The organism is Enterococcus sp. AZ084, from assembly GCF_051714905.1.
GTDB lineage: Bacteria > Bacillota > Bacilli > Lactobacillales > Enterococcaceae > Enterococcus_B > Enterococcus_B pernyi.
The window spans coordinates 100,789-124,108 of the sequence record NZ_JBIOSS010000001.1; the positions used below are offsets into that span (position 1 = coordinate 100,789).

At 39.0% G+C, this 23,320-nt stretch carries 20 protein-coding genes; 18 read left to right on the forward strand and 2 right to left on the reverse strand.

Going from position 1 to position 23,320, the window contains the following annotated elements:
• Positions 1–24: 24 nt before the first annotated feature.
• The 5 genes from rplQ to truA all read left to right on the forward strand — a co-directional run bounded on the left by rplQ (position 25) and on the right by truA (position 3,927).
• Positions 25–405, forward strand: a complete 381-nt coding sequence (gene rplQ, locus IGI79_RS00530) for a 50S ribosomal protein L17 (protein WP_010734449.1) — start codon at positions 25–27, stop codon at positions 403–405.
• 268 nt (positions 406–673) lie between these two features.
• Positions 674–1,513 (forward strand): energy-coupling factor ABC transporter ATP-binding protein, encoded by an 840-nt coding sequence (locus IGI79_RS00535; protein WP_010734448.1) that lies wholly within the window; start codon positions 674–676, stop codon positions 1,511–1,513.
• On the forward strand, positions 1,489–2,358 hold the full coding sequence (locus tag IGI79_RS00540) for an energy-coupling factor ABC transporter ATP-binding protein (protein ID WP_065096393.1): 870 nt from the start codon (positions 1,489–1,491) through the stop codon (positions 2,356–2,358). The genes IGI79_RS00535 and IGI79_RS00540 overlap by 25 nt, the downstream gene beginning before the upstream one ends.
• Positions 2,348–3,145 (forward strand): energy-coupling factor transporter transmembrane component T family protein, encoded by a 798-nt coding sequence (locus IGI79_RS00545; RefSeq protein WP_065096392.1) that lies wholly within the window; start codon positions 2,348–2,350, stop codon positions 3,143–3,145. The genes IGI79_RS00540 and IGI79_RS00545 overlap by 11 nt, the downstream gene beginning before the upstream one ends.
• 35 nt (positions 3,146–3,180) lie before the next feature.
• Entirely contained in the window at positions 3,181–3,927 is a 747-nt protein-coding gene (truA, locus tag IGI79_RS00550) for a tRNA pseudouridine(38-40) synthase TruA (protein ID WP_010734445.1), read from the forward strand.
• A 43-nt stretch (positions 3,928–3,970) separates the two neighbouring features.
• Here truA and IGI79_RS00555 read toward each other — a convergent pair whose 3' ends face one another.
• Positions 3,971–6,643, reverse strand: a complete 2,673-nt coding sequence (locus IGI79_RS00555) for a YfhO family protein (RefSeq protein WP_104775929.1) — start codon at positions 6,641–6,643, stop codon at positions 3,971–3,973.
• Between the two features lie 446 nt (positions 6,644–7,089).
• Positions 7,090–7,278, reverse strand: coding sequence for a 50S ribosomal protein L28 (gene rpmB, locus IGI79_RS00560; RefSeq protein WP_010734442.1), 189 nt, complete (start codon positions 7,276–7,278; stop codon positions 7,090–7,092).
• 271 nt (positions 7,279–7,549) lie between these two features.
• On the opposite strand from rpmB, the gene IGI79_RS00565 reads away from it, so the two are divergent.
• The 13 genes from IGI79_RS00565 (at position 7,550) to rnc (ending at position 23,309) form a co-directional block, all read left to right on the forward strand.
• Positions 7,550–7,912, forward strand: a complete 363-nt coding sequence (locus tag IGI79_RS00565) for an Asp23/Gls24 family envelope stress response protein (protein ID WP_010720424.1) — start codon at positions 7,550–7,552, stop codon at positions 7,910–7,912.
• Positions 7,913–7,963: 51 nt separating this feature from the next.
• The gene (locus tag IGI79_RS00570) at positions 7,964–9,646 is read left to right on the forward strand and encodes a DAK2 domain-containing protein (RefSeq protein ID WP_065096390.1); all 1,683 of its coding nucleotides are present in this window, start codon (positions 7,964–7,966) and stop codon (positions 9,644–9,646) included.
• A 109-nt stretch (positions 9,647–9,755) separates the two neighbouring features.
• Positions 9,756–11,792, forward strand: coding sequence for an ATP-dependent DNA helicase RecG (recG, locus tag IGI79_RS00575; RefSeq protein WP_065096389.1), 2,037 nt, complete (start codon positions 9,756–9,758; stop codon positions 11,790–11,792).
• A 46-nt stretch (positions 11,793–11,838) separates the two neighbouring features.
• A complete protein-coding gene (gene plsX / locus IGI79_RS00580) occupies positions 11,839–12,840 on the forward strand; it encodes a phosphate acyltransferase PlsX (RefSeq protein WP_010734439.1) in 1,002 nt (333 codons plus the stop codon).
• Positions 12,841–12,959: 119 nt separating this feature from the next.
• On the forward strand, positions 12,960–13,202 hold the full coding sequence (gene acpP, locus IGI79_RS00585; protein WP_023518907.1) for an acyl carrier protein: 243 nt from the start codon (positions 12,960–12,962) through the stop codon (positions 13,200–13,202).
• Positions 13,203–13,789: 587 nt separating this feature from the next.
• Positions 13,790–14,794, forward strand: a complete 1,005-nt coding sequence (locus IGI79_RS00590; RefSeq protein ID WP_010734437.1) for an ABC transporter ATP-binding protein — start codon at positions 13,790–13,792, stop codon at positions 14,792–14,794.
• Positions 14,795–15,739 carry an ABC transporter ATP-binding protein gene (locus tag IGI79_RS00595; RefSeq protein WP_010734436.1) on the forward strand — a complete coding sequence of 315 codons (945 nt, stop codon included), beginning with the start codon at positions 14,795–14,797 and terminating at the stop codon, positions 15,737–15,739.
• Complete coding sequence (opp4B, locus tag IGI79_RS00600) at positions 15,739–16,701, forward strand: oligopeptide ABC transporter permease (protein ID WP_010734435.1); 963 nt, start codon at positions 15,739–15,741, stop codon at positions 16,699–16,701. Before IGI79_RS00595 ends, opp4B begins: the two co-directional genes overlap by 1 nt.
• Positions 16,702–16,729: 28 nt before the next feature.
• Positions 16,730–17,644, forward strand: coding sequence for an ABC transporter permease (locus IGI79_RS00605; protein WP_010734434.1), 915 nt, complete (start codon positions 16,730–16,732; stop codon positions 17,642–17,644).
• A gap of 25 nt (positions 17,645–17,669) precedes the next feature.
• Entirely contained in the window at positions 17,670–19,451 is a 1,782-nt protein-coding gene (locus IGI79_RS00610) for an oligopeptide ABC transporter substrate-binding protein (RefSeq protein ID WP_065096388.1), read from the forward strand.
• A gap of 377 nt (positions 19,452–19,828) precedes the next feature.
• Positions 19,829–21,799 carry a DUF1430 domain-containing protein gene (locus IGI79_RS00615; RefSeq protein WP_065096395.1) on the forward strand — a complete coding sequence of 657 codons (1,971 nt, stop codon included), beginning with the start codon at positions 19,829–19,831 and terminating at the stop codon, positions 21,797–21,799.
• Complete coding sequence (locus tag IGI79_RS00620; protein WP_065096387.1) at positions 21,792–22,415, forward strand: ATP-binding cassette domain-containing protein; 624 nt, start codon at positions 21,792–21,794, stop codon at positions 22,413–22,415. Before IGI79_RS00615 ends, IGI79_RS00620 begins: the two co-directional genes overlap by 8 nt.
• Positions 22,416–22,616: 201 nt before the next feature.
• Positions 22,617–23,309, forward strand: a complete 693-nt coding sequence (gene rnc / locus IGI79_RS00625; RefSeq protein WP_010734427.1) for a ribonuclease III — start codon at positions 22,617–22,619, stop codon at positions 23,307–23,309.
• The last annotated feature ends 11 nt before the right edge of the window (positions 23,310–23,320 follow it).

Here is a 23,320-nt window from a genome sequence, read left to right on the forward strand (position 1 = left end):
CTTTTACGAAGGAGGGAAACCAACGTGAGTTATCGTAAACTAGGACGCACATCTAGCCAACGTAAAGCGATGTTGCGTGATTTAACAACTGACTTATTAATTAATGAACGTATTGTGACTACAGAAGCTCGTGCGAAAGAAGTTCGCTCAACTGCTGAAAAAATGATCACTTTAGGCAAACGCGGAGACTTACATGCACGTCGTCAAGCTGCGGCTTTCGTACGTAATGAAGTTGCTAGCGTGCGTGAAGAAAATGAGGAAATCGTTATCGAATCAGCTTTACAAAAGTTATTCAACGATATTGCACCTCGTTATGCTGAACGTCAAGGTGGCTACACTCGTATCTTGAAGACAGAACCAAGACGCGGAGACGGAGCACCAATGGTTGTCTTAGAACTTGTCTAAAATCACACTAATAACATCACTTTATGGATGATTCTTTTAGAGTGTTATGATGTTGGAAGTTACTTATTCCGAGTCTAGCTCAGCGCTGCTCCCCAAGCGATTCGTTTGGGGAGTATGCACTCATCATAAAGTGTTTTTTTGTACCTTCAATTAACTGTCAAGACAGTCTTGAAGGTATAAAAAAACATTTTAAAAATCAGAAATGATTGAAAAATAAGCAGTTTTTTGATAGGGTTAATAGGAACTTTAGGATGAAGAGGGAGTACTTATGGAGCCGATTATTGAATTAGGAAAGATTAATTACAAATACCAACCAGAAGATTTACGACCAGCATTGAAAGATGTTTCTTTCACGATCAATAAAGGAGAATGGATCGCGATTATCGGGCACAATGGTTCTGGTAAATCAACGCTTGCAAAAACGATCAATGGCTTACTCCTTCCTGAGTCTGGGACGGTCAAAGTTGGTAATCAAATACTAAATGAAGAGAATATATGGACGATCCGCCAAAAAGTCGGCATGGTCTTTCAAAATCCGGACAATCAATTTGTTGGATCAACAGTAGAGGATGATGTGGCCTTTGGTTTAGAGAATCAAGGCATTCCTCGAGAAGAAATGATCGTTCGAGTGAAAGATGCTCTTGAAAAAGTTCGAATGTCTGATTTTGCAACAAGAGAACCGGTTCGTCTTTCCGGTGGACAGAAACAACGTGTGGCGATTGCCGGTGTTGTAGCCCTCCGACCAGAAATCATCATCTTGGATGAAGCAACAAGTATGTTAGATCCTGAAGGTCGTGAAGAAGTCATCACAACGATCAAAGAAATCAAAGAGGAAAGTCAACTGACCGTTATTTCAATCACGCATGATATTGATGAAGCAGCTAATGCAAATCGTATTTTCGTGATGAAAGAAGGCGAACTAGTGAATGAAGGAACACCGAAGGAGATTTTCTCTGCCGGACCTGAACTAATCAATCTAGGGTTAGATTTGCCTTTTCCTGAAAAACTAAAAAGTGCCTTGAAAGAACGTGGCATTGAAGTGCCTAAAGAATACATGACAGAAGAAAGGATGGTGGATTGGTTATGGACATCCGTTTTGAAAAAGTAAACTTTACGTACCAACCGAACACACCATTCGAGCAACGAGCTTTATTTGATATTGACTTGTTGATCAAAGAAAACAGCTACACTGCATTAGTGGGTCATACTGGAAGTGGGAAATCCACCTTGCTTCAGCATTTGAATGCGTTGATCAAACCGACGGAAGGAACCGTCCAAATCGGCGATCGTCAGATCAAACCAGATACAGATAATAAAAATTTGAAACCGATTCGAAAAAAAGTCGGTATTGTTTTTCAATTTCCAGAGGCACAGTTGTTTGAAGAAACGGTCGCAAGAGATATTGCGTTTGGCCCAAAAAACTTTGGTGTAAGTGAGGAACAGGCGACTCTACTGGCAAAGGAAACCTTAGAACAAGTCGGCTTAGATGAGACGTATTTAGAACGCTCGCCTTTCGAGCTGTCAGGTGGTCAAATGCGACGTGTAGCGATTGCCGGTGTTCTAGCTATGAAACCCGAAGTTCTCGTCTTAGATGAGCCGACAGCTGGGTTAGATCCACAAGGAAGAAAAGAAATGATGGATATGTTCTGGCGTTTGCATAAAGAACAGCAAATCACGATTGTATTAGTCACCCATTTGATGGATGATGTAGCAAACTATGCCGATTTTGTTTATGTATTGGAGAAAGGTCGCGTTGTTAAGTGCGGCGAACCAAAAGAAGTCTTCCAACACCTTGAATGGTTAAAAGAACGGCAGTTAGGCGTACCAACAGCCACTGAGTTTGCAGAGGAACTACGTGTAAAAGGCATCCATTTTGATGAATTGCCGATTACTGCAGACGCATTAGCGGACCAATTGGTCAAACTGGTGGGAGGTACTGCTCATGATGAATAAATTGATTTTTGGTCGTTATATGCCTGGAGACTCATTTATCCATCGTTTAGATCCACGTGCAAAGTTATTGGCAAGTTTCTATTTTATCGGCATTATCTTCTTAGCCAATAACTGGCAGACATATGCCTTATTAGCGGCGTTTACCTTATTTGCTGTTTTCTTGTCAAAAGTAGATATCAAATTCTTTATTCGAGGCATCCGTCCGTTGATCTGGTTGATCCTATTCACTGTAGGTTTACAAGTACTGTTTACAAGTGGTGGAGAAACGTATTGGAGTTGGGGGATTTTCAATATCACTCAATTTGGTGTCATGAATGGACTATTTATTTTTTGTCGGTTTGTTTTGATCATCTTTATGTCCACTTTATTGACACTGACAACGCCGCCTTTAGAATTATCCGATGCAATCGAATATTTGTTACGACCATTGAAAGTGGTTCGCTTTCCAGTACATGAAGTATCGTTGATGCTTTCGATCGCTTTACGTTTTGTGCCGACATTGATGGACGAAACCGAAAAAATCATGAATGCACAGCGCGCGCGTGGTGTTGACTTTGGCGAAGGAAGTCTAGTGCAAAAAATGAAAGCGGTGATTCCTTTACTGATTCCGCTATTTGTCAGCAGTTTCAATCGCGCGGAAGATCTAGCTACAGCGATGGAAGCAAGAGGCTACCAAGGTGGGGAAGGTCGGACAAAATACCGTATCCTTCACTGGCACTTACAAGACACTATGGTTATGGTTGCTTTTGGACTTATGACCATCGTACTAGTGTTTATCCGTAGCTAAACTTATCAAAGATGAATGAGAACAGGGGAAGATGAATGGTACGCTATAAAGCAATCATTGCCTATGATGGTACCCAGTTCAATGGTTTTCAGAAACAACCTAACGGACGAACGGTCCAAGAAGAACTGGAAAAAACCTTAAAGAAGATGGCAAATGGAAAAGAAATCACGATTTTTGGATCTGGACGGACAGATGCAGGGGTTCATGCAATCGGGCAAGTTATCCACTTTGATTATCCAGAAGAGCGACCTTTGGAACGTATGCGTTTTGGGCTAGATACGCAGTCGCCAGAAGATATTGCTGTAAAAAGTGTGGAGATTGTGCCAGAAACTTTTCACGCACGCTATCTCGTGAAAGAAAAAACCTATCAATTCAAAGTAGATATCGGAAAACCACGTAGTCCCTTCCGTAGACATTATGCAAGCTATTTTCCTTATCCAATAGATGTAGCAAAGATTGAACGAGCATTACCTGATTTACTTGGTACGCATGATTTCACTTCGTTTTGTGCTTCTGGAAGTTCCATTGAAGATAAAGTACGAACTATCTATGAAGCTAGCTTACAGGTCAATGAAGCAGGCGATGAGTTGACGTTTACGTTTCGTGGTGATGGCTTCCTTTATAAAATGATCCGCATTTTAGTTGGTACGTTGTTAAAAATAGGTAACGATCGTTTGCCAGAAGATTGTCTACCGGAAATCATTGCCAAAAAAGACCGCAATGCAGCAGGTCCGACTGCTCATCCGGAAGGGTTATACCTATACGAAGTAAAATATGAATAGCATACAAGAAAAAAGCGTTTCGGCAATCACCGAAACGCTTTTTTTATCTTGCGCGACGACGTTCACGTCTTGGACGGTGATCATCGCTTTCGTTTATAGGATCAATGACGCCGTGAAACGGCTGACGTTTACGAAGGTACCATAGATACAAGATAAACAAGGCAATACATCCAATAAAGAGAAGTAAGCCAGGAATGAATCCTTTTGGCATGTAACTAAAAGTAATCGTATGTTCACCTTCAGGAACTTCTACCATCAAAAAGGCATCTTGGAATTTCTTCACAGGAACTTTTTCGCCATCGATTTTAGCGGTCCAACCACCATCATAAGGGATAGTTGTAGCTAACATCGTTTTTTCAGTCGCATTTACTGTTCCTGTAGCTGTTCGACCGGTAGTAGTCATCTCTACGCCGTTATTTATGATTTGGTTGATTGCGGCTTGATACGCTACGACATCAAGTCCGACCACTTGTGGTTCCATAAAGCTGACTTCTTTGGTCCCATAGAAGCTTGCAGTGAAGGTAACCGTTGTATCTTGCGGGTAATAACCTAAATCATAATATTGACCAGTAATGTTAATTTGAGATTTTCTAGATACACCATTGACGGTAATAGTTGCTGTAGAGCTTTCTAACTGTGCGAAATTCGTTGGAAACAGGCTGAGATATGCTTGGGTATTCGCAGGTACTTGGACTTCCCAAGTCAATTCTTTTGGTTGATTATTCGCTGTTTCACTATAAGTGACCCCATTTGTCGTTGTTGTGATCTTCGTGTTCTGTTGACTTTTTAGGGTTGGTTTGTAAAACGTAAAGAATGATTGATTCAACCCAGAAAGAGCATTCATCAAATTGGTTTGACTGGTTAGATTATCACCTATCGGCTGTTCGATCTTATTGATCGTCAAAGGTGCTTTAAAGGCTAATGGCACAGCATTACTATTTTCGTACAAAGTGTAGTTGTCCGTTTGTTCGACGGATTGGAAGCCGTATTTATTAAAGCTACTGTCGTTTTTAGCAATATTGTATTTGATTCCCGTAAATCCATCCATCAACAAGGTATTATTATTGTAGCGAATGTTCAAATTTGTTCCTCTAGAACGGAAGCCTAAAGTATCCAAGTAAGAGGAAGAGTTTCGATTTCTGATTGAGGAGAACATACTGATTCCACTATAACCATAATTGATCGAATCATTCGGTGAAACAGGATCAAGGTTTTCTAATCGATAAAACGTATCGGAATCCTTTTTCGAGGCATCAACTAACGTTTTGATCTCAGGATAAGGTTCGGTATACAAACTTCTTGAGGCATAATTCCAATCATCGAGAATGCCATGGATCATACTGTTGGTATTGACTGCGGCTTCTGCTGTCATCAATAGTAACAGAAGAATACTCAAACGTTTCAGATCAAATGGGTGTTGTTGGAATAAACCAATCGTCAATGCGTAGAGCGCTAAAAAGACTAACGTCAAAACAAAGGATGTGAGCGTGACATACGTGTAACTGCCATCTGGTTTGATTCCCCAAGCTGTAGCAAAAGCAGCCGCTAGTACAATGATGACGCCTAGCAATCGCTTCTGATCCTTCTCCTGTAGCTGTTCCCAACTATGAGCCGCTAACAAGAGTACGAGGAATGAAAAGAGATAGGCATAACGGAATAAAAACATATTTGGTGCGTGCATCCCATGCCAGAATAAATTCAAAGGAACGAAATAGAAGCTAGCAATCAAGATCGCGAATAGCCCACCGAACAACAACTTATTTTTCAAGGGGAATTTGCGACTGACAAAATACAAGAGGCATAATGCTAAAGGAAACAATCCAGCATAGATAAATGGGATCGATCCATATTTCGTCGTGTCATAAACACCCACCATGTTTTTCATCAATAAATCTAAATAAGAAGTTGCTTCCGTCTTTAATGAAGTGATCTGCGTCAACGCTTCGCCATTGGCACGTAGATCGAGAATGGCAGGCAGGATGATCACCATCGATGCACCTCCTGCTAATAAAGAGGTGATCCCATAAGGTAAAATCGTTCCTTTGTACCTCCGCCAATTCGTCAGTAGTCGTGTAACAAAGTATAAAAAGGAGAAGACCCCGACCATGAAGCCCATATAAAAACTGGATAAGAACAAAAGCAAGTAACTAACAAACAATAAAATAGGTTTCTTTTGGTCCATCACACGATGGATACCTAAAATGATCAGAGGAAGATAGACAAAGGCGTCTAACCACATGATGATCTCTGAATGGGCAGTGATAAATGAAATCGACGCATAACTGACACTTAATGCGACTTGCCCCCAATGTGGAATGCGATAGGTACGCGCTAGAAACCAGAAGGATAAACCTGCTGAACCAACCTTTAGTAAGGTGATGAGATACAAGGCATCTGGCATGAATTGATTCGGGAACAATAAAACGAGTGGTGTGAAAAGTCCACCTAAATAATAAGAAATCAATGATAGATAATTTAAGCCAAGTGAGGCATTCCACGTGTAAAAAATGCTTTGTTTCCCTAACAACATATTACGGAAGCTTGCATGAAAGTTTGAAAATTGTGAGAAAGCATCACTAGCCAAGATGCTCCGATCACTTCCTGGATAAATACCGATACTTAAATAAACCAATAAAAGAATCAGCAAAGGGATAAAGAAGCTAGCAGCAGCATAGCGGCCGTTTTCTTTTAAGAATTTTTTCAATGTTGTTTTCATTACAATTCAGTCACCAAATTTCTATTTGAAGTTATCATTAGTTTATCACATTCATGATTTTACTTGCTGAAAATACAACCAAATTCATAAAAAAATTACATTTGAAATTAAATAACATTTGTGAGTTTAAATTACATTTACATTAAGAAAATAACACAAAATAAGAAAACACTTTCTACTTTAAAATAAAGTGTTGACAGGCGTTTCCAAATGCGTTATGTTTTATTTGTAACAATTATAAAAAAACATATACCTATCACTATCTGAGGGGTAGTGGCACATAAAAGAAGACTTAAAACAATTATCTGGGTGATTGATTGTTTTAAGCCTTTTTTATTTTTTCTTCTTAAGTTTCATGTAGTTGAGGAAATGTCTCTCATTTGATAATGATTCGCAAAAAATAAAAACCGTTCATTTTGTTGAACGGTTCAAATCATTTCATTCAATTATACGCGTTCAACTTTTCCTGATTTCAACGCACGAGTTGACACCCAAACTTTTTTAGGTTTGCCGTCAATCAATACGCGAACTTTTTGTAAGTTAGGTTTAACTGTACGTTTTGTTGAGTTCATCGCATGTGAACGGTTGTTTCCACTTTTTGTCTTGCGACCTGTAAAGTAACAAACTTTTGCCATGTAAATTTCCTCCTTTGCCTTGATTTGGAGCAATAGTAAATTCAGCTCATACCAGAATAACATATCATATGGCGTAGGAATTTGCAAGCATATTTTCATAGATTTGATTGACATTTTCATGGATTAATTGTAACGTGAACAAAGTCTTTTCTTATTTTTTTTCAATGGTTTTTGAGTACTTTAAGGGAACAACCTTTTATTTCGGTTGACGCTATGATAAAATGTGATAGTAGAAAAATGGGAATATTTTACCCGTTAAGGAGGCTCATTCATGGCTGTAAAAATTCAAACGTCAGCTGGAACCATTGAAATTACCAATGATGTCATCGCAACAGTTGTTGGTGGTGCCGCAACAGATGTATTTGGTGTTGTAGGAATGGCTAGCAAGAATCAAATCAAAGATAATATCACTGAAATTTTGCGTAAAGAAAATTACTCAAGAGGAGTAGTTGTCCGTCAAGAAGCTAATGGGATCGCAGTAGATGTTTATACAATCATTAGTTATGGAACAAAAATTTCGGAAGTTTCTCGTAATGTCCAAGAAAAAGTGAAATATAACTTGGAGACTTTACTAGGTGTGACAGCCAATTCAGTAAATGTTTTCGTACAAGGTGTTCGTGTACTGCCAGACTAGGCAGGAGACTTGCTGACTGTTCAGCAGTCGATCTGAAGGAGGATTATCTAGGTGAGTGTAACAGAAATTAGTGCAAGCCAATTCCAGGAAATGGTTCAGTCCGGTGCGAATCGGCTACAAAAAAATGCAGAATACGTCAATTCACTAAATGTATTCCCGGTTCCCGATGGAGATACCGGTACCAATATGAATTTATCAATGACAAGTGGCGCAAAAGCCGTTGTTGATTCTACCTCTGAAAAGGTAGGAGAATTAGCAGCGCTGTTATCTAAAGGTTTATTGATGGGTGCAAGAGGAAACTCTGGGGTCATCTTATCACAGTTGTTCCGTGGTTTTTCAAAACAAATCCCTGATGTGACTGTATTAACAGCAACAGATTTAGCTGCAGCTTTTACCCATGGGGTCGAAACAGCTTATAAAGCAGTAATGAAACCTGTCGAAGGAACGATCCTGACAGTCGCAAGAGAAGCTGCCAAAGCTGGTGAGAAAAAAGCAAAATCAACAGACGATGTGATCGAAGTCATGACTGCGGTCGTTAAAGGTGGAAAACGTGCATTAGCAAAGACACCTGATTTGTTGCCTGTATTAAAAGAAGTAGGCGTTGTTGACAGTGGTGGACAAGGACTATTATTCGTATATGAAGGTTTTCTAACTGCGTTGAATGGTGAATACCAAGCAGACGAGGTCTATGAACCATCTCCTGCTCAAATGGACGATATGGTGAATGCAGAGCATCATCGTAGTGTGCAAGGTCAGTTAGCGACTGAGGATATCCATTATGGTTACTGTACAGAAATCATGGTGAAGATCGGTGAAGGTCCAACTGTAGATAGTACATTCGATTATGAAGAGTTTCGTAATTATCTAGATGGACTAGGTGATTCCCTGTTAGTGGTCAATGACGATGAAATCATCAAAGTACACGTTCATACAGAAAATCCTGGGGAAGTCATGAATTACGGACAGAAATTCGGTTCCCTAGTGAAAGTCAAAGTGGACAACATGCGTTTGCAACACGAAACGATCTTAGAACATGACCAAGCTCCTTCAGCGCCGGTCGCACAGACGAAGCCACGTGTACCTTACGGAATCGTTGCGATCGCAGCCGGTAAAGGTGTGCAAGAGTTATTTGAAAGTCTAGGAGCAAACTACGTGATCAGTGGTGGACAGACGATGAATCCAAGTACGGAAGATATCGTGAAAGCCATCAATGAAGTGAATGCAGATAAAGTCATCATCTTACCGAATAACAAAAATATCTTTATGGCAGCTGATCAAGCTGCTGAGGTAGCTGAACTTCCAGTTGCTGTTGTTCCTTCAAAGACAGTTTCTCAAGGATTAACAGCGATGTTGTCATTCAATGAGCAAGCAACATTAGAAGAAAATAAAGAAACGATGACAGATGTGCTTTCAAGTGTTGTCAGTGGTCAAGTGACACATGCGATCCGCGACACGATGATCGACGGAGTGAAAATCACAGAAGGTGATTTCTTAGGGATGATCGATGGGAAGATCGTGATTTCTAATCCAGACATCTTAGCGACATCACTTGCTACATTAGAGCAAATGATCAACGAAGATACTGAGATCGTCACGATATTAACTGGAGAAGATGGGTCTGCAGAACAAGCACAAGCATTTGCGGATCAACTGATGGACAAACATCCTGAGTTAGAGATCGAGATCCATCAAGGCGATCAACCTGTCTATCCTTATTTATTTTCTGCTGAATAATACAGCCTGAAGCCGATAGATAAAGCAGAAAATCATTTGAAAGGATCTTCGGTCAACGATTCGCGAATCGTTGACCAAGTTCCTTTTTTTGTTAAAGGAGGGAATTCTTATGCGTTCGTTAGCTGATCCAGTCACAGTGCTGGCAGGTGTTGGCCAAAAAAGAGCGGATAGCTTAGCTAGTCTAGGTATCCATACAATCGAAGACTTATTAACTTACTATCCTTTTCGTTATGAAGATATCCAAGAAAGAAATCTAAACGAAATCCAAGACCAAGAAAAAGTTACATTAAAAGGTTTAGTTGTCTCTCCGCCAGTAATGAGTCGTTTTGGCTACAAAAAAAGCCGTTTGCAATTTCGGATGATGCAAGAACATGAAGTGTTCAATGTTTCTTTCTTCAATCAGCCCTATTTAAAAGATAAAGTCATTTTATCTGAAGAAATCGCAGTTTATGGGAAATGGGATGCGAAACGTAAAGCACTGAATGGGATGAAGATCCTTGGTTCGCAAAGTCCAGATGATTTCTCTCCGATCTATCATGTCAACAAATCCATTCGTCAAACGACACTGGTCGATCTGATCCGTCGAGGGTTTAGTGAGTATGGTGATTTGATTGAAGAAAATTTACCACTATCTTTAATTGAAAAATACCGTTTGCTCGATCGTCCGACAGCTGTAAGAAGCATGCATTTTCCGCAAAATCATGAGGAAAATCATCAAGCTAAACGGCGGATCGTTTTTGAAGAATTCTTTTTTTTCCAGATGCAGTTACAAGGATTGAAGAAAGCCGAAAAATCTGAAAAGAATGGACTTGAGATCCTTTATGATGTCGAACGATTAAAACAATTTACAAAAAAATTACCATTTGAATTAACGATGGCACAAAAACGTGTCACCAATGAGATTTGCCGGGATCTCCGTAATCCACACCATATGCAGCGTTTGTTGCAAGGGGATGTGGGGAGTGGGAAGACCGTTGTTGCTGCGATTGCTTTATATGCGACAGTGACTGCTGGCTTTCAGGGGGCGTTGATGGTCCCAACAGAAATCTTGGCGCAACAACATATGGAAAGTTTATCCCAACTATTTGATCCAAATGAAGTGACCGTTGCTTTATTGACCGGATCAACGAAAGCAAAAGAACGTCGCGAGTTATTAGAACGCTTAGAAAATGGGGAGATCGATATCGTCGTGGGAACACATGCATTGATCCAAGAAGGTGTCGCATTCCAAAATCTAGGCTTAGTGATCACCGATGAGCAACATCGTTTTGGAGTGAACCAACGAAAAGTATTGCGTGAGAAGGGCTGGCGTCCGGATGTGTTGTTCATGACAGCCACGCCGATCCCTCGAACCTTAGCAATTACAGCATACGGCGAAATGGATGTATCTGTAATCGACGAGCTTCCCGCTGGACGGATTCCGATCGAAACAAGATGGGTCCGAACACCTCAATTAGATAGCGTGCTAGAATGGACCTATAAAGAATTGCGCAGAGGGCATCAAATGTATGTGATTTGTCCATTGATTGAGGAGTCCGAAGCGTTAGATGTGAAAAATGCAGTGGAAATTTACGAAAAACTTCGTGAGTTATTTGCACCAGAATATGAAGTTGGCTTGTTGCATGGTAAAATGAAGAATCAAGAAAAAGATCAGATCATGGAAACATTCAAAGAAAATCAACTCCAGATCTTAGTGTCAACCACAGTGATCGAGGTCGGTGTCAATGTGCCGAATGCAACGGTCATGTTGATCATGGATGCGGATCGTTTTGGATTAGCTCAGCTGCATCAGTTGCGTGGGCGTGTCGGCCGAGGAAGTGAGGCTTCTTATTGTATCCTCGTGGCAAATCCGAAAAATGAACTGGGTGTCGAACGAATGAAAATCATGACAGAAACCACGAATGGCTTTATCTTGAGTGAAAAGGATTTAGAATTACGAGGGCCTGGAGAGGTATTTGGCTTCCGTCAATCCGGCTTGCCAGAATTTGCGATCGCAGATCTAGTAACAGATGGGAATGTCTTAGAAGTTGCCCGTGAAGAAGCTGCGGCAATCTGGCAAATCAAAGACTGGCAGTTATTACCTGAATATCAACCATTAACAGCCAAGTTGCAATTAGGCGAACAAGATAATCGTTATTTTGATTAACAGATTATCAATACTTTCAAAATGATGACAAGGAGTGGAAATAATAATGAGAATTGCAGTAGATGCAATGGGCGGAGATCACGCACCACAAGCCATTGTGGAAGGAATCGCTCTAGCACAAAAAGATTTCCCTGAGTTGGAATTTGTTCTTTACGGTAAAGAATCAGAGATCAAAAAATATTTGACAGACGAAAAAAATATCACAATCGTCCATACTGACGAAAAAATCAATAGTGATGACGAACCAGTTAAAGCGATCCGTCGCAAGAAAACTGCTTCAATGGTTTTAGCTGCCCAAGCAGTTAAAAATGGGGAAGCAGATGCGATTTTTTCAGCAGGAAATACAGGAGCCTTACTAGCAGCTGGCTTGTTTATTGTTGGACGCATCAAAAACATCGAACGCCCTGGACTAATGTCCACATTGCCAGTTATTGGCAAAGAAGGCGAAGGGTTTGATATGCTAGATTTAGGTGCAAATGCAGAAAACAAACCAGAGCATCTTTTACAATATGGTATTTTAGGGTCATTTTATGCGAGAAAAGTTCGTGGTATCGGACGACCTCGTGTCGCATTGCTCAATAATGGGACGGAAGAGACTAAGGGCAGTGAATTGACAAAACAAGCCTTTGAACTTTTGCAAAATGAAACAAGCTTGAACTTCATTGGCAATGTGGAAGCGCGTGACTTACTAAATGGTGTGGCAGACGTCGTAGTAACCGATGGTTTTACCGGAAATGCAGTGTTGAAATCCATTGAAGGCACAGCGATGAATATGATGACCTTATTGAAATCTGCCATCTTGAATGAAGGCATCAAAGGTAAAATGGGTGCATTACTGCTAAAAGACGGTTTGCGCTCTTTGAAATCTGAAATGGACTATTCAAAACATGGAGGAGCTGTTTTATTTGGATTGAAAGCACCAGTTATCAAAACGCATGGTGCAACTGGACCAGATGCAGTTCGCTATACGATCCGTCAAATCCATACAATGCTTGAAACCAATGTTGTAGGACAACTGGTGGAGCAATTTGAGAAAAAAGAGGACTAAATTTTCTACGAATTGACAAGCTGATGGAGAAAAAAGGGTGGACATTCCAAAAAATTGTCAGTAAAATTAGCTATGGTGAAGAAAACGTAGTAGTTCTAAGAATTGTGGGGGTGAAAAAATTGACGCGCGAAGAAGTATTTAATAAGGTAGCTAAAATCATTTCAAATCACTTTGAAATGGATACAGACAAAGTGACAGATGAATTGAACATTAAAGATGATCTGAAAGCTGATTCAATTAGTATCATGGAATTTGTTCTTGAACTAGAAGATGAATTCGGTACAGAGATCTCTGATGAAGATGCTGAACAAATCGAAACAGTCGGCGGTGCCGTGGATTATATCAGCAAACACTTGAAATAAATTGAATAAATACACATCAACTGATGAATGAATTGGCAAAAGCCAATTTCAACTCAAAGCCAAGAAGTCAGAAATAGTTTAGCTATTTCATGGTTTCTTGGCTTTTTCAGTCATAATTATTTAAATAAAAGAGTTTTTTTAAAGAGAAGAAATATGTCACAAAATTCGATAGAAAGAGGTAGTTTCACAACATTTCTATTTCGTATATACTGTATAATTATGCTTTTGTAAAATAGGCCACCTCTTAGGTTAAAACGGTTTTTTATATAAAAAGTGATTTTTGCAGATTTTTATAATGATTCTTAATTTATAAAAATAGTAGGATAAAGAGAAGGTTAGCCACATACCTCATTTTTTTTTAATCTTCTTTAGGAGCTGACATAGCTACGTAAGATTTTTCAGACAATTCTGGCAACAGTGTGAAATAATCTTGCAATATAAAAAGGTTTTCTATATAATTATTAATAATTAATTACACACTCCTTAGAATGCTACTTATTTAATTTTTTTTTGCTAAGTTGTTATTCAGTGTAGGATTATTTTTTTTATTAAAAACTTCCATCGAGGGAGCAGAGAGGGGTATTCGATTGTCAGATAACCAATTATTAGATGTTCAGAACCTACACACAGGCTTCCGTCTAAAAGATGAATACTACGATGCAGTAGACGACGTTTCTTTTACTTTAGATAAAAACGAGATCTTAGCCATCGTTGGTGAGTCTGGTTGCGGGAAAAGTACGTTAGCTACAACGATTATGGGATTATTAGATCCTAACAATACAAAGATCACAGGGGAGATCATGTACAATGATTTAAATTTAATTGAATTAAATGAAACATTGTATAACAAGATCCGCGGAAATGATATTGGGATGATTTTTCAAGATCCATTATCTGCATTAAACCCTTTGATGAGAATTGAAGACCAAATCAAAGAAGGTTTGTCTTACCATACAAAAATGACTGCTGAGCAAAGACAAGCACGTGCATTAGAATTACTAGAACAAGTAGGGATTCCGAATCCTGCACGAGTTGGACGTCAGTATCCTCATGAGTTGTCCGGTGGGATGAGACAGCGGGTGATCATCGCGATTGCGATTGCATGTAAGCCACCGATCATTATCGCGGATGAACCAACGACTGCCTTGGACGTAACGATCCAAGCACAGATTCTTGACTTACTGAAAGATTTACAAGAAGAAACTAAAACTGGGATTATCTTGATCACACATGATTTAGGTGTCGTAGCTGAAATGGCGGATCGTGTTGCTGTGATGTATGGTGGACAATTTGTTGAAGTTGCAGGAGTCAAAGAGTTATTTGAAAATCCAAAACACCCATATACACAATCATTGCTAAATTCGATTCCACAAGAAGGAAATCACGAGGCAGAGTTACATGTGATTGAAGGCGTAGTCCCTTCATTAAAAAATATGCCACGAACAGGTTGCCGATTTGCGCCACGGATTCCTTGGATCCCAGCAAGCGCTCACGAAGAAAATCCAGTCTTGCATGAAATCGCACCGAATCATATGGTACGTTGCTCATGTTATAAACATTTCCACTTTAGAGACGAAAAAGGAGAGGTGTAGATGTCAGAATTAATTACAATCAAAGATTTGAAAGTTCACTATCCTATTCGCAGTGGGTTTTTCAACCGAGTAACAGACCATGTCTATGCAGTAGACGGTGTCGATTTTATTATTGAAAAAGGAAAAACATACGGACTAGTTGGAGAATCAGGTTCTGGGAAGTCCACAACCGGAAAAGCGGTTGTCGGCCTAGAAAAAGTGACCTCTGGCCAAATCATGTATGAAGGAAAAGACGTCACGAAAAGAAGTAACCGCAAAAAAATCGGCTACAACAAAGACGTCCAAATGATCTTTCAAGATTCAATGTCTAGTTTAAATCCTAAAAAACGAGTACTGGACATTATCGCTGAGCCGATCCGTAACTTTGAACGCTTGAGCGATCAGGAAGAAAAGAAAAAAGTCAAAGGCTTATTGGACATCGTTGGGATGCCAGAAGATGCGTTATACAAATATCCTCATGAATTTTCTGGTGGACAAAGACAACGTTTAGGGGTTGCCCGAGCAGTAGCAACGAATCCTAAATTGATTGTTGCTGATGAACCTGTATCTGCCCTAGACTTATCTGTTCAGGCACAAGTGTTGAACTTTATGAAACGCATCCAACAAGAATTTGGCTTGAGCTATTTATTCATCTCTCATGACTTGGGTGTCGTAAAACACATGTGTGACAACATCGCGATCATGTACAAAGGTCGATTTGTTGAAATCGGTACACGAGAAGATATCTATAATGATCCGCGCCACATCTACACAAAACGCTTACTATCTGCGATTCCACGAATCGATGTAGACAATCGGGAAATACAAAAACAAAACCGACGAAATGTTGAACGTGAGTATATCGAACATCAAAAAGATTACTACGATACAGCAGGGCGAGTGTATGATTTACGTACACTAACCACTACACACAAAGTAGCGTTGAAAGATGGAGGTGCTAGCTAATGTGGAAAACGATTCTACGAAGAGTTCTTTTGATGATCCCACAAGTGATCATTCTTAGTGTGTTGATCTTTATGCTAGCGCAAGCCATGCCTGGAGATCCGTTTACAGGATTGATCAACCCAAACCAAGATCCAGCTGTGATCGAGCAGATGCGTCAGGCAGCGGGCTTGAATGATCCTTGGTATGAACAATATTTCCGTTGGGTCGGAAATGCCTTACAAGGTGATTTTGGACAAAGTTTCTTGTATAAGCGTTCGGTTTCCTCTTTGATTGGAGAACGAATCGTCAATACTTTATATTTATCTATTTTAACTGTTATTATTACGTACTTGATTGCTGTACCACTAGGTATGTTAGCTGGTCGATACCAAAATTCGATTTTGGACAAAGCTGTTGTTATTTATAACTTCTTCAGTTTTGCTGTTCCATTATTCATTTTCGGATTGATCATGTTGTTTGTTTTTGGCTATCGTTTAGGTTGGTTCCCAACAAGTGGTTCTCAGACTTTAGGTTTCCAGGGAGGATTTTTCGCTCAATGGATGGATCGATTGCAATACATTCTATTACCATCGATCACACAGGCCTTTTTAGCCACAGCAGTAACGATCCAGTATTTACGAAGTGAAGTCATTGATTCGAAATCCTTAGACTTTGTACGTACAGCTCGTTCCAAAGGGGTGCCGACAAACAAAGTATTCAGTCGTCACATTTTCCGTAATGCAGCATTGCCAATGGCATCTCAAATGGGGTATGAAATTACTTCATTGATTGCTGGTTCTGTCGTTATCGAAAAAATCTTTGGTTATCCTGGTGTCGGAAAATTGTTTATTGACTCAATCGGTCAACGTGATTATACCGTAATCACAGCCTTAGTCTTGATTTTAGGAATCGCAACGCTCGTCGGAACACTGCTGTCAGATATTATCATGAGCATTGTTGATCCGCGTATACGAATCCAATAAAAAAATCAAACAGAAGGGAGAATCGATCATGAGTGATAAAAACAAAGAAGTTGCGCAAGAAAGTATCCCACCAATGGGTATACGAATGATTGCACGAGAATTCAAAAAAGATAAAGTAGCCATTTTTTCACTGGCTTTGTTAGTTGTTTTACTATTAGTTATTTTTATCGGGGCAATCTTTATTGACCAAGATAAAGTAATGTTTGTTAGTATTTTTGATAAGTATGCTGAACCTGGCGCCATCTCTTCTCAAGGATCAAAATTCCTTTTAGGAGCAGATGAAGGTGGACGTGATGTCTTCGGTCAATTGATTATCGGAGCAAGAAACTCTGTGATGATCGGTTTTGCGATTACGATCATTACGTCGATCATCGGAGTAGGACTTGGAATTCTTTCAGGGTTTTATGGTGGGATCATTGATAACGTATTGATGCGTATTGTTGATTTTATTATGATTTTACCGATCATGTTGATCATTATCGTGTTTGTTTCGATCATTTCGCGCTATAACGTTTGGTCATTTATTTTTATCATGAGTGCATTTTATTGGGTAGCTAAAGCCCGATTATTCAGAAGTAAGACGTTATCAGAAGCTAGACGTGATTATGTCAGTGCTTCAAAAACGATGGGAACAAGTGATTTCAAAATCATGTTCCGTGAAATCATGCCAAACCTTAGTTCATTGATCATCACCAACTTAACAATGAACTTTGCGGCAAATATTGGGATCGAGACCACTTTGACTTTCTTAGGCTTTGGATTGCCAGCTAATGTACCTAGTTTAGGAACATTGATCGGTTATGCAAGTAACGGTGAAGTTTTAGTGAATCGACAATGGATTTGGTTACCCGCGTCAATTCTAATTTTAGTGTTGATGTTGAGTATAAACTACGTTGGACAAGCATTTAAGCGTTCTGCAGATGCGCGACAACGTTTAGGATAAGAGAAGTGAAGGGGGAAAATAGGATATGAAGAAAACGATTTTTGGACTTGTCACACTGCTATCTGTGGGAGCATTAGCAGCGTGTGGAAATGGCGGCGGAACTAGCTCGTCAGGTAATAATTCAGCAGATAATGGGGATAAAAGTGAATTGACTTTCCCATTAGCTACAACGAATAATGATGAAGCAATCGAAGATGGACAGCTAGATGTGGCAGTAGCAACAGACAGTCAGTTCAAAGGATTATTCCAATGGGAATTTTACCAAGATGCCTTTGATGCAGCGTTTATGGCGCCTTCACATGAACCATTGTTTACAAATGATGATAACTTCACGATCACAAATGATGGTGCAGCCTCATTAGAATTAGATGAAGATGCAAAAACAGCAACAATCACACTTAAAGACAACGTAAAATGGTCTGATGGTGTCGATGTTACAGCAGATGATGTTATTTTCCCTTATGAAATCATCGGAAACCCTGAATACACTGGTATCCGTTACGATGATACATTCCGTAACATCGTTGGTATGGAAGAATATAACAGCGGTAGTGCAGATACGATTTCTGGAATTACAAAAGTAGATGACAAAACTGTTAAGATCGAATATAAAGAAATGAACCCAAGCATGCTTCAAGCAGGTGGTGGAATTTGGACATATGCGGCACCAAAACACACACTTGAAGGAATTGCGATCAAAGACATGGAATCAAGTGATCAAGTTCGTAAGAATCCTGTGACATTTGGTCCTTACTATATGAGTAACATCGTTGCTGGTGAATCAGTAGAATTCTTACCAAATGAATACTACTGGAATGGTACACCACAATTGAAGAAAATCACAATGAAATCATTACCAACAGCAAGTGCAACAGAAGCATTAAATTCAAAATTGTATGACATGATTTTCCAAATGCCAACAGATACGTATGACACATACAAAGATATCGCTGGTTATACGAATCTAGGACGTCAGCAAACTTCATACACTTACTTAGGTTTCAAACTAGGTAAATGGGATGCTGACAGTGGAAGCGTAGAATATGATCCAAACTCAAAAATGGCTGACAAAGCATTACGTCAAGCAATGGGTTACGCTTTAGACAACACTGCAGTAGGCGAACGTTTCTATGCTGGTTTAAGAAGCAATGCGACTTCATTGATTCCACCAGTATTTGAAGGATTCCACGATGCAGATCTAAAAGGCTTCACACAAGATATTGATAAAGCCAATAAATTATTGGATGATGCAGGATATAAAGATGTTGATGGCGATGGTATCCGTGAAGACAAAGATGGTAACAAGTTGACAATCAACTTTGCGTCAATGTCAGGTGGCGAAACAGCGCAACCATTAGCAGATTACTACGTACAACAATGGAAAGAAATTGGTTTAGATGTTCAATATACAACAGGCCGTCTGATCGAATTCAACTCATTCTATGATCGTTTAGAAAATGATGATCCAGAAATCGACATCTACCAAGCTGCTTGGAACACAGGAACAGATCCAAATCCAAGTGGACTATGGGGTGCAAATGCAGCGTTCAACTACACTCGTTATGAGTCAGAAGAAAACACAAAATTGATCAATGATATCAATTCAAGTGCAGCATTTGATGCAGATTACCAAAAAGAAGCTTACAAAAAATGGCAAGAATACGCATTTGAAGAAGCTTTTGCTATTCCAACATTGTTCCGTAACGAAGTATTACCAGTAAACGACCGCGTAAAAGATTGGAATTGGGCATATGATGCTGTCAATCCATGGGCTGTTGTATCTGTAACTTCAGATTCACGTTCATAATCAACAAATAATAAAACCGAATCAGTTCGAGATAGGATTTTCCTGTTCTCGGCTGGCTCGGTTTTTTTGATTAGGAAAAAAAGGAATTATCTGTTTTTGGAACATGTGAAAGTATATAATATATATGAAAGGAGGAGAATAATTAGGAAATTTTATTTTTGTTGTTACTTTATATAGTTCAGAAGTCACTATCAATCTTCAGAGGAGAATATATGTGGAGGCTCCTCGCTTTTTACTAAAAATAGATCTGGAGGGTGGTGGATGTAGAAATCATAAGTAGCTAAGATATAAATGTAGTTACAATATTTCATAACTTCTCAAATATTGTTCAAAGTGTTTTCAACTTCCTTATATTTTAGATGCTTTTTTCTTTCATTATGAAAAAAATCTATCGAGGGTTATTTATAGTTACAGTGTTAAGTTTTCTTTATGCCATTTCTTTTATTGGAAATGAAGGAATCAAGAGTGCTATCCCAAATGCTCATTCGGGCATTGTGATTGAAGAAGCGAGTGGGACGATTGAGGAAATCAATCAAAAAATTTCTGCTTATGCAAAAAAACATCAAATTGCTATACATAAACTGGTTTTTAGAATTGGCGCCTCCGGTGAGACGACAAAGGAGATTTATACCTTTGACAAGGTGGAACGTTCGGAATACTCTTTTCCACCTATAAGATCGGATGTTGCCACCTATTTTTATGATTACACAGAGATGCAGCATCAAGATGTATTGGGGACTTATATTGTAACAGAAGCCCCTCCATCTGGAATGATCGCTGATTTTCATGATCAAGGAATCAAATTGGAGATTGAGGAGATAAAATGGTTCCAGTTATTGACAGCGGGTTTATTAATGAGTATTGGACAACTCTTCTTTATTCTATTTTTCTTTGTGATCTTAGCTTTACTGTTTTACAAAGCTTCCCTGCGTAAGAAAATTGGTGTGATTGAGATGTTAGGACATCGTTGGCTGATAGTGTCCGTCAAGGATAGTTTCATTGATAGTGCGATTTTTACTCTCTTGATGGTTGCTTTTTCTTGGTGGTTTCCACAATTACAGTTTCTTTATCGACCGATTTTTTTCTGGGGTCATTTAATGATTTGGGTTCTTCAATTATTTACGAGTGGGATTATTTTTTCGTTCGGTACGATTTCAGATAAGATAAAAGGAAGGAAACCTTACCGATTATTATTTCGTTTGAACCTTTTATTAAAGATCATCATCTTCACGTTTGTTACGGTGCAAGCCAGTACATTATCAAATAAAGTAATGGAGACGCGTGAACTTGAACAGCAGCTCTCCCAATGGACAAGAGTTCCCGACTATTATCACTTGGCATTTAGTAGAGACACCAATCTACTTGTAAACCCGGCAGAAAGTAAAGACGTCCGAAAGAAAGCACAAGCACCAATCAATGCACGGTTACTTCCCTTGTTGGAAAAATCAGAACAGTCAGGTGGGATTTTTCTAAGGGATAATGAACTTGGTCATAGTAGTCCGACACTAACTTACATTCAAAATGACGCTTTTTGGTTAAGTAATCATCATGCCGTACAAGAATTGGCTATTAAGGATGCGGATGGTCAAACGATTGACGCATTAGATGATTCATTTTTCTATCTGCTCATTCCTGAAAATAAGCGAATGTATACAGAAATGATCATTCAAGAAGCCGAGGATGAACTTGATTTTTATCAAAATTCTTTTGAGTACGAGACGAAAGCATATGAGGGGGAATTAAAAGTTCTCTATACACAAGCAAACCAAGTCCTTTTTAACTATAACTTCCAACCCTATGAAAAAAATTTTTCTTCCAATCCAATTATCGTTTCCATGTCATTGCCATTGATCCAACCAAATATTGAAATATGGATACAGGATATTTCAAATGGGACTTACTTGTTTCGAGACCCTCAACTTGTCCAAGAATTTATTAAAGAAAATCATATGGAACATGATTTTTATGGATTGATTGCTGTAAAAGATAGCATCAATCAATCTCTTATGGGGGTGAAACGTGACTATTATACAACCCTTAGTATTTTGTTTTTGATCCTTATTGGCTTTGTTTTTATTCAAGTCTATTTGAGCTTACTGTATGTGGAAATGAATAAGAAAAAGCTGTTTCTCAAATATATTGCTGGTTGGACTCTGTTACAGAGGCATCACAGATATTATGAAATCATATTAGCCATTTCTACCGTTGTTGCGTTGATTTTGCTACTCATCAATCATGCTTGGTGGCAGATTTTAATTCTATTACTATTATTTGAATTATGTATCCTTTTATTCACTACGTATTTATCAGAAAAAAGAAAACGTCTAGAGGTGATCAAATATGATTGAAGCCAAAGAAATCACTAAAAAGTATAAAGGAAAAGTGATTTTTGAAAACGTATCTTTACATGTAGAGACTGGTTCAATAACTGTGATCACGGGAAGCAGTGGTGTAGGAAAAACAACGTTACTGAACTGCTTAGGACAACTGGAACCCATAGATTCTGGTGAAATATGGATAGACAATCAATTCCTTCACCGTAAAAGTAAAAAACGTTTCTTTCGTGAATATGCAGGATTTTTATTTCAGAACTTTGCATTGATCGATAATGAAACAGTCAAACAAAATTTACAATTGGTAGTAAAAGAAGAGGAAAAAATGATTGCTGCACTCCGTAAGTTCCAAATGGAAGACTCACTGCATCAAAAAGTATTTCGTTTAAGCGGTGGTGAGCAACAACGAGTAGCTTTAGCTCGTTTGTTTTTGCAAACACCTAAAATCGTTTTTGCAGATGAGCCCACTGCCTCTTTGGATAAAGGAAATCGGCAACTTGTGATCGAAGCATTGAAAGAATTGAACGAGCAAGGAGTGACGATCGTCTTAGTCACCCATGATTTAGATTTGGCAGAACAACTAGGTGGGCAAGTTGATATGAATGAACTGATAAGCAGGAATAAGCTGTGAGAGATAAAACTGAACTACGAATAGAGGATAAGCTATATTTTAACGAATTTCTTATCTTTTATTCGTAGTTTTTTTTAAAAGATGATTTTTCAACAAGGTTTATAAAGCTTTTCATACCTTTTGTCTCAACCATTTCATATTTTATAAAAAACCAGTATAATAAGGAAGTATTGAAAAAATAGCCATAAAGGAATGTGGGAAATGGACAATCAGCTAACAAAAGAATTGAAAGAAAAGTATAGCATCGTTTTTCACGATTTAAACTTACTTGAACAAGCTTTTACCCATTCATCCTATGTGAATGAGCATCGCAATTTGCAACTATCCGATAACGAACGTCTTGAGTTTTTGGGAGATGCTGTATTAGAGTTGATGGTTTCTGAATATCTGTATCGTTTGTATCCAGATATCCCAGAAGGAAAATTGACCAAAACTCGTGCAGCTATCGTACGTGAAGATAGTTTGTCCAAATTTGCCAAGGAATGTCGTTTTGATCAGTACATCCTGTTAGGAAAAGGTGAGGAGAACTCAGGCGGACGAACCCGTCCAGCGCTTCTTTGTGATCTGTTTGAAGCCTTTTTAGGAGCGTTGTACCTTGATCAAGGATTTGACGCAGCACATGCGTTTATTGAAACGGTGATTTTTCCGAAGGTGCGTGCCGGTGCTTTTTCCCATGAGATGGATCATAAAACAAGATTACAAGAAGTATTGCAAAAAGCAGGAGACGTGTTGATCGAATATCGTTTGATCAATGAAGAAGGTCCAGCACATGAACGTATTTTTTGGATCGAAGTATACGTGGATGATCGGTTGATTGGAACTGGACAAGGAAAATCGAAAAAACTAGCAGAACAAGCTGCTGCTGAGAATGCTTTAGCAGCACTAAGTAAGTGAGGGAAAGACTT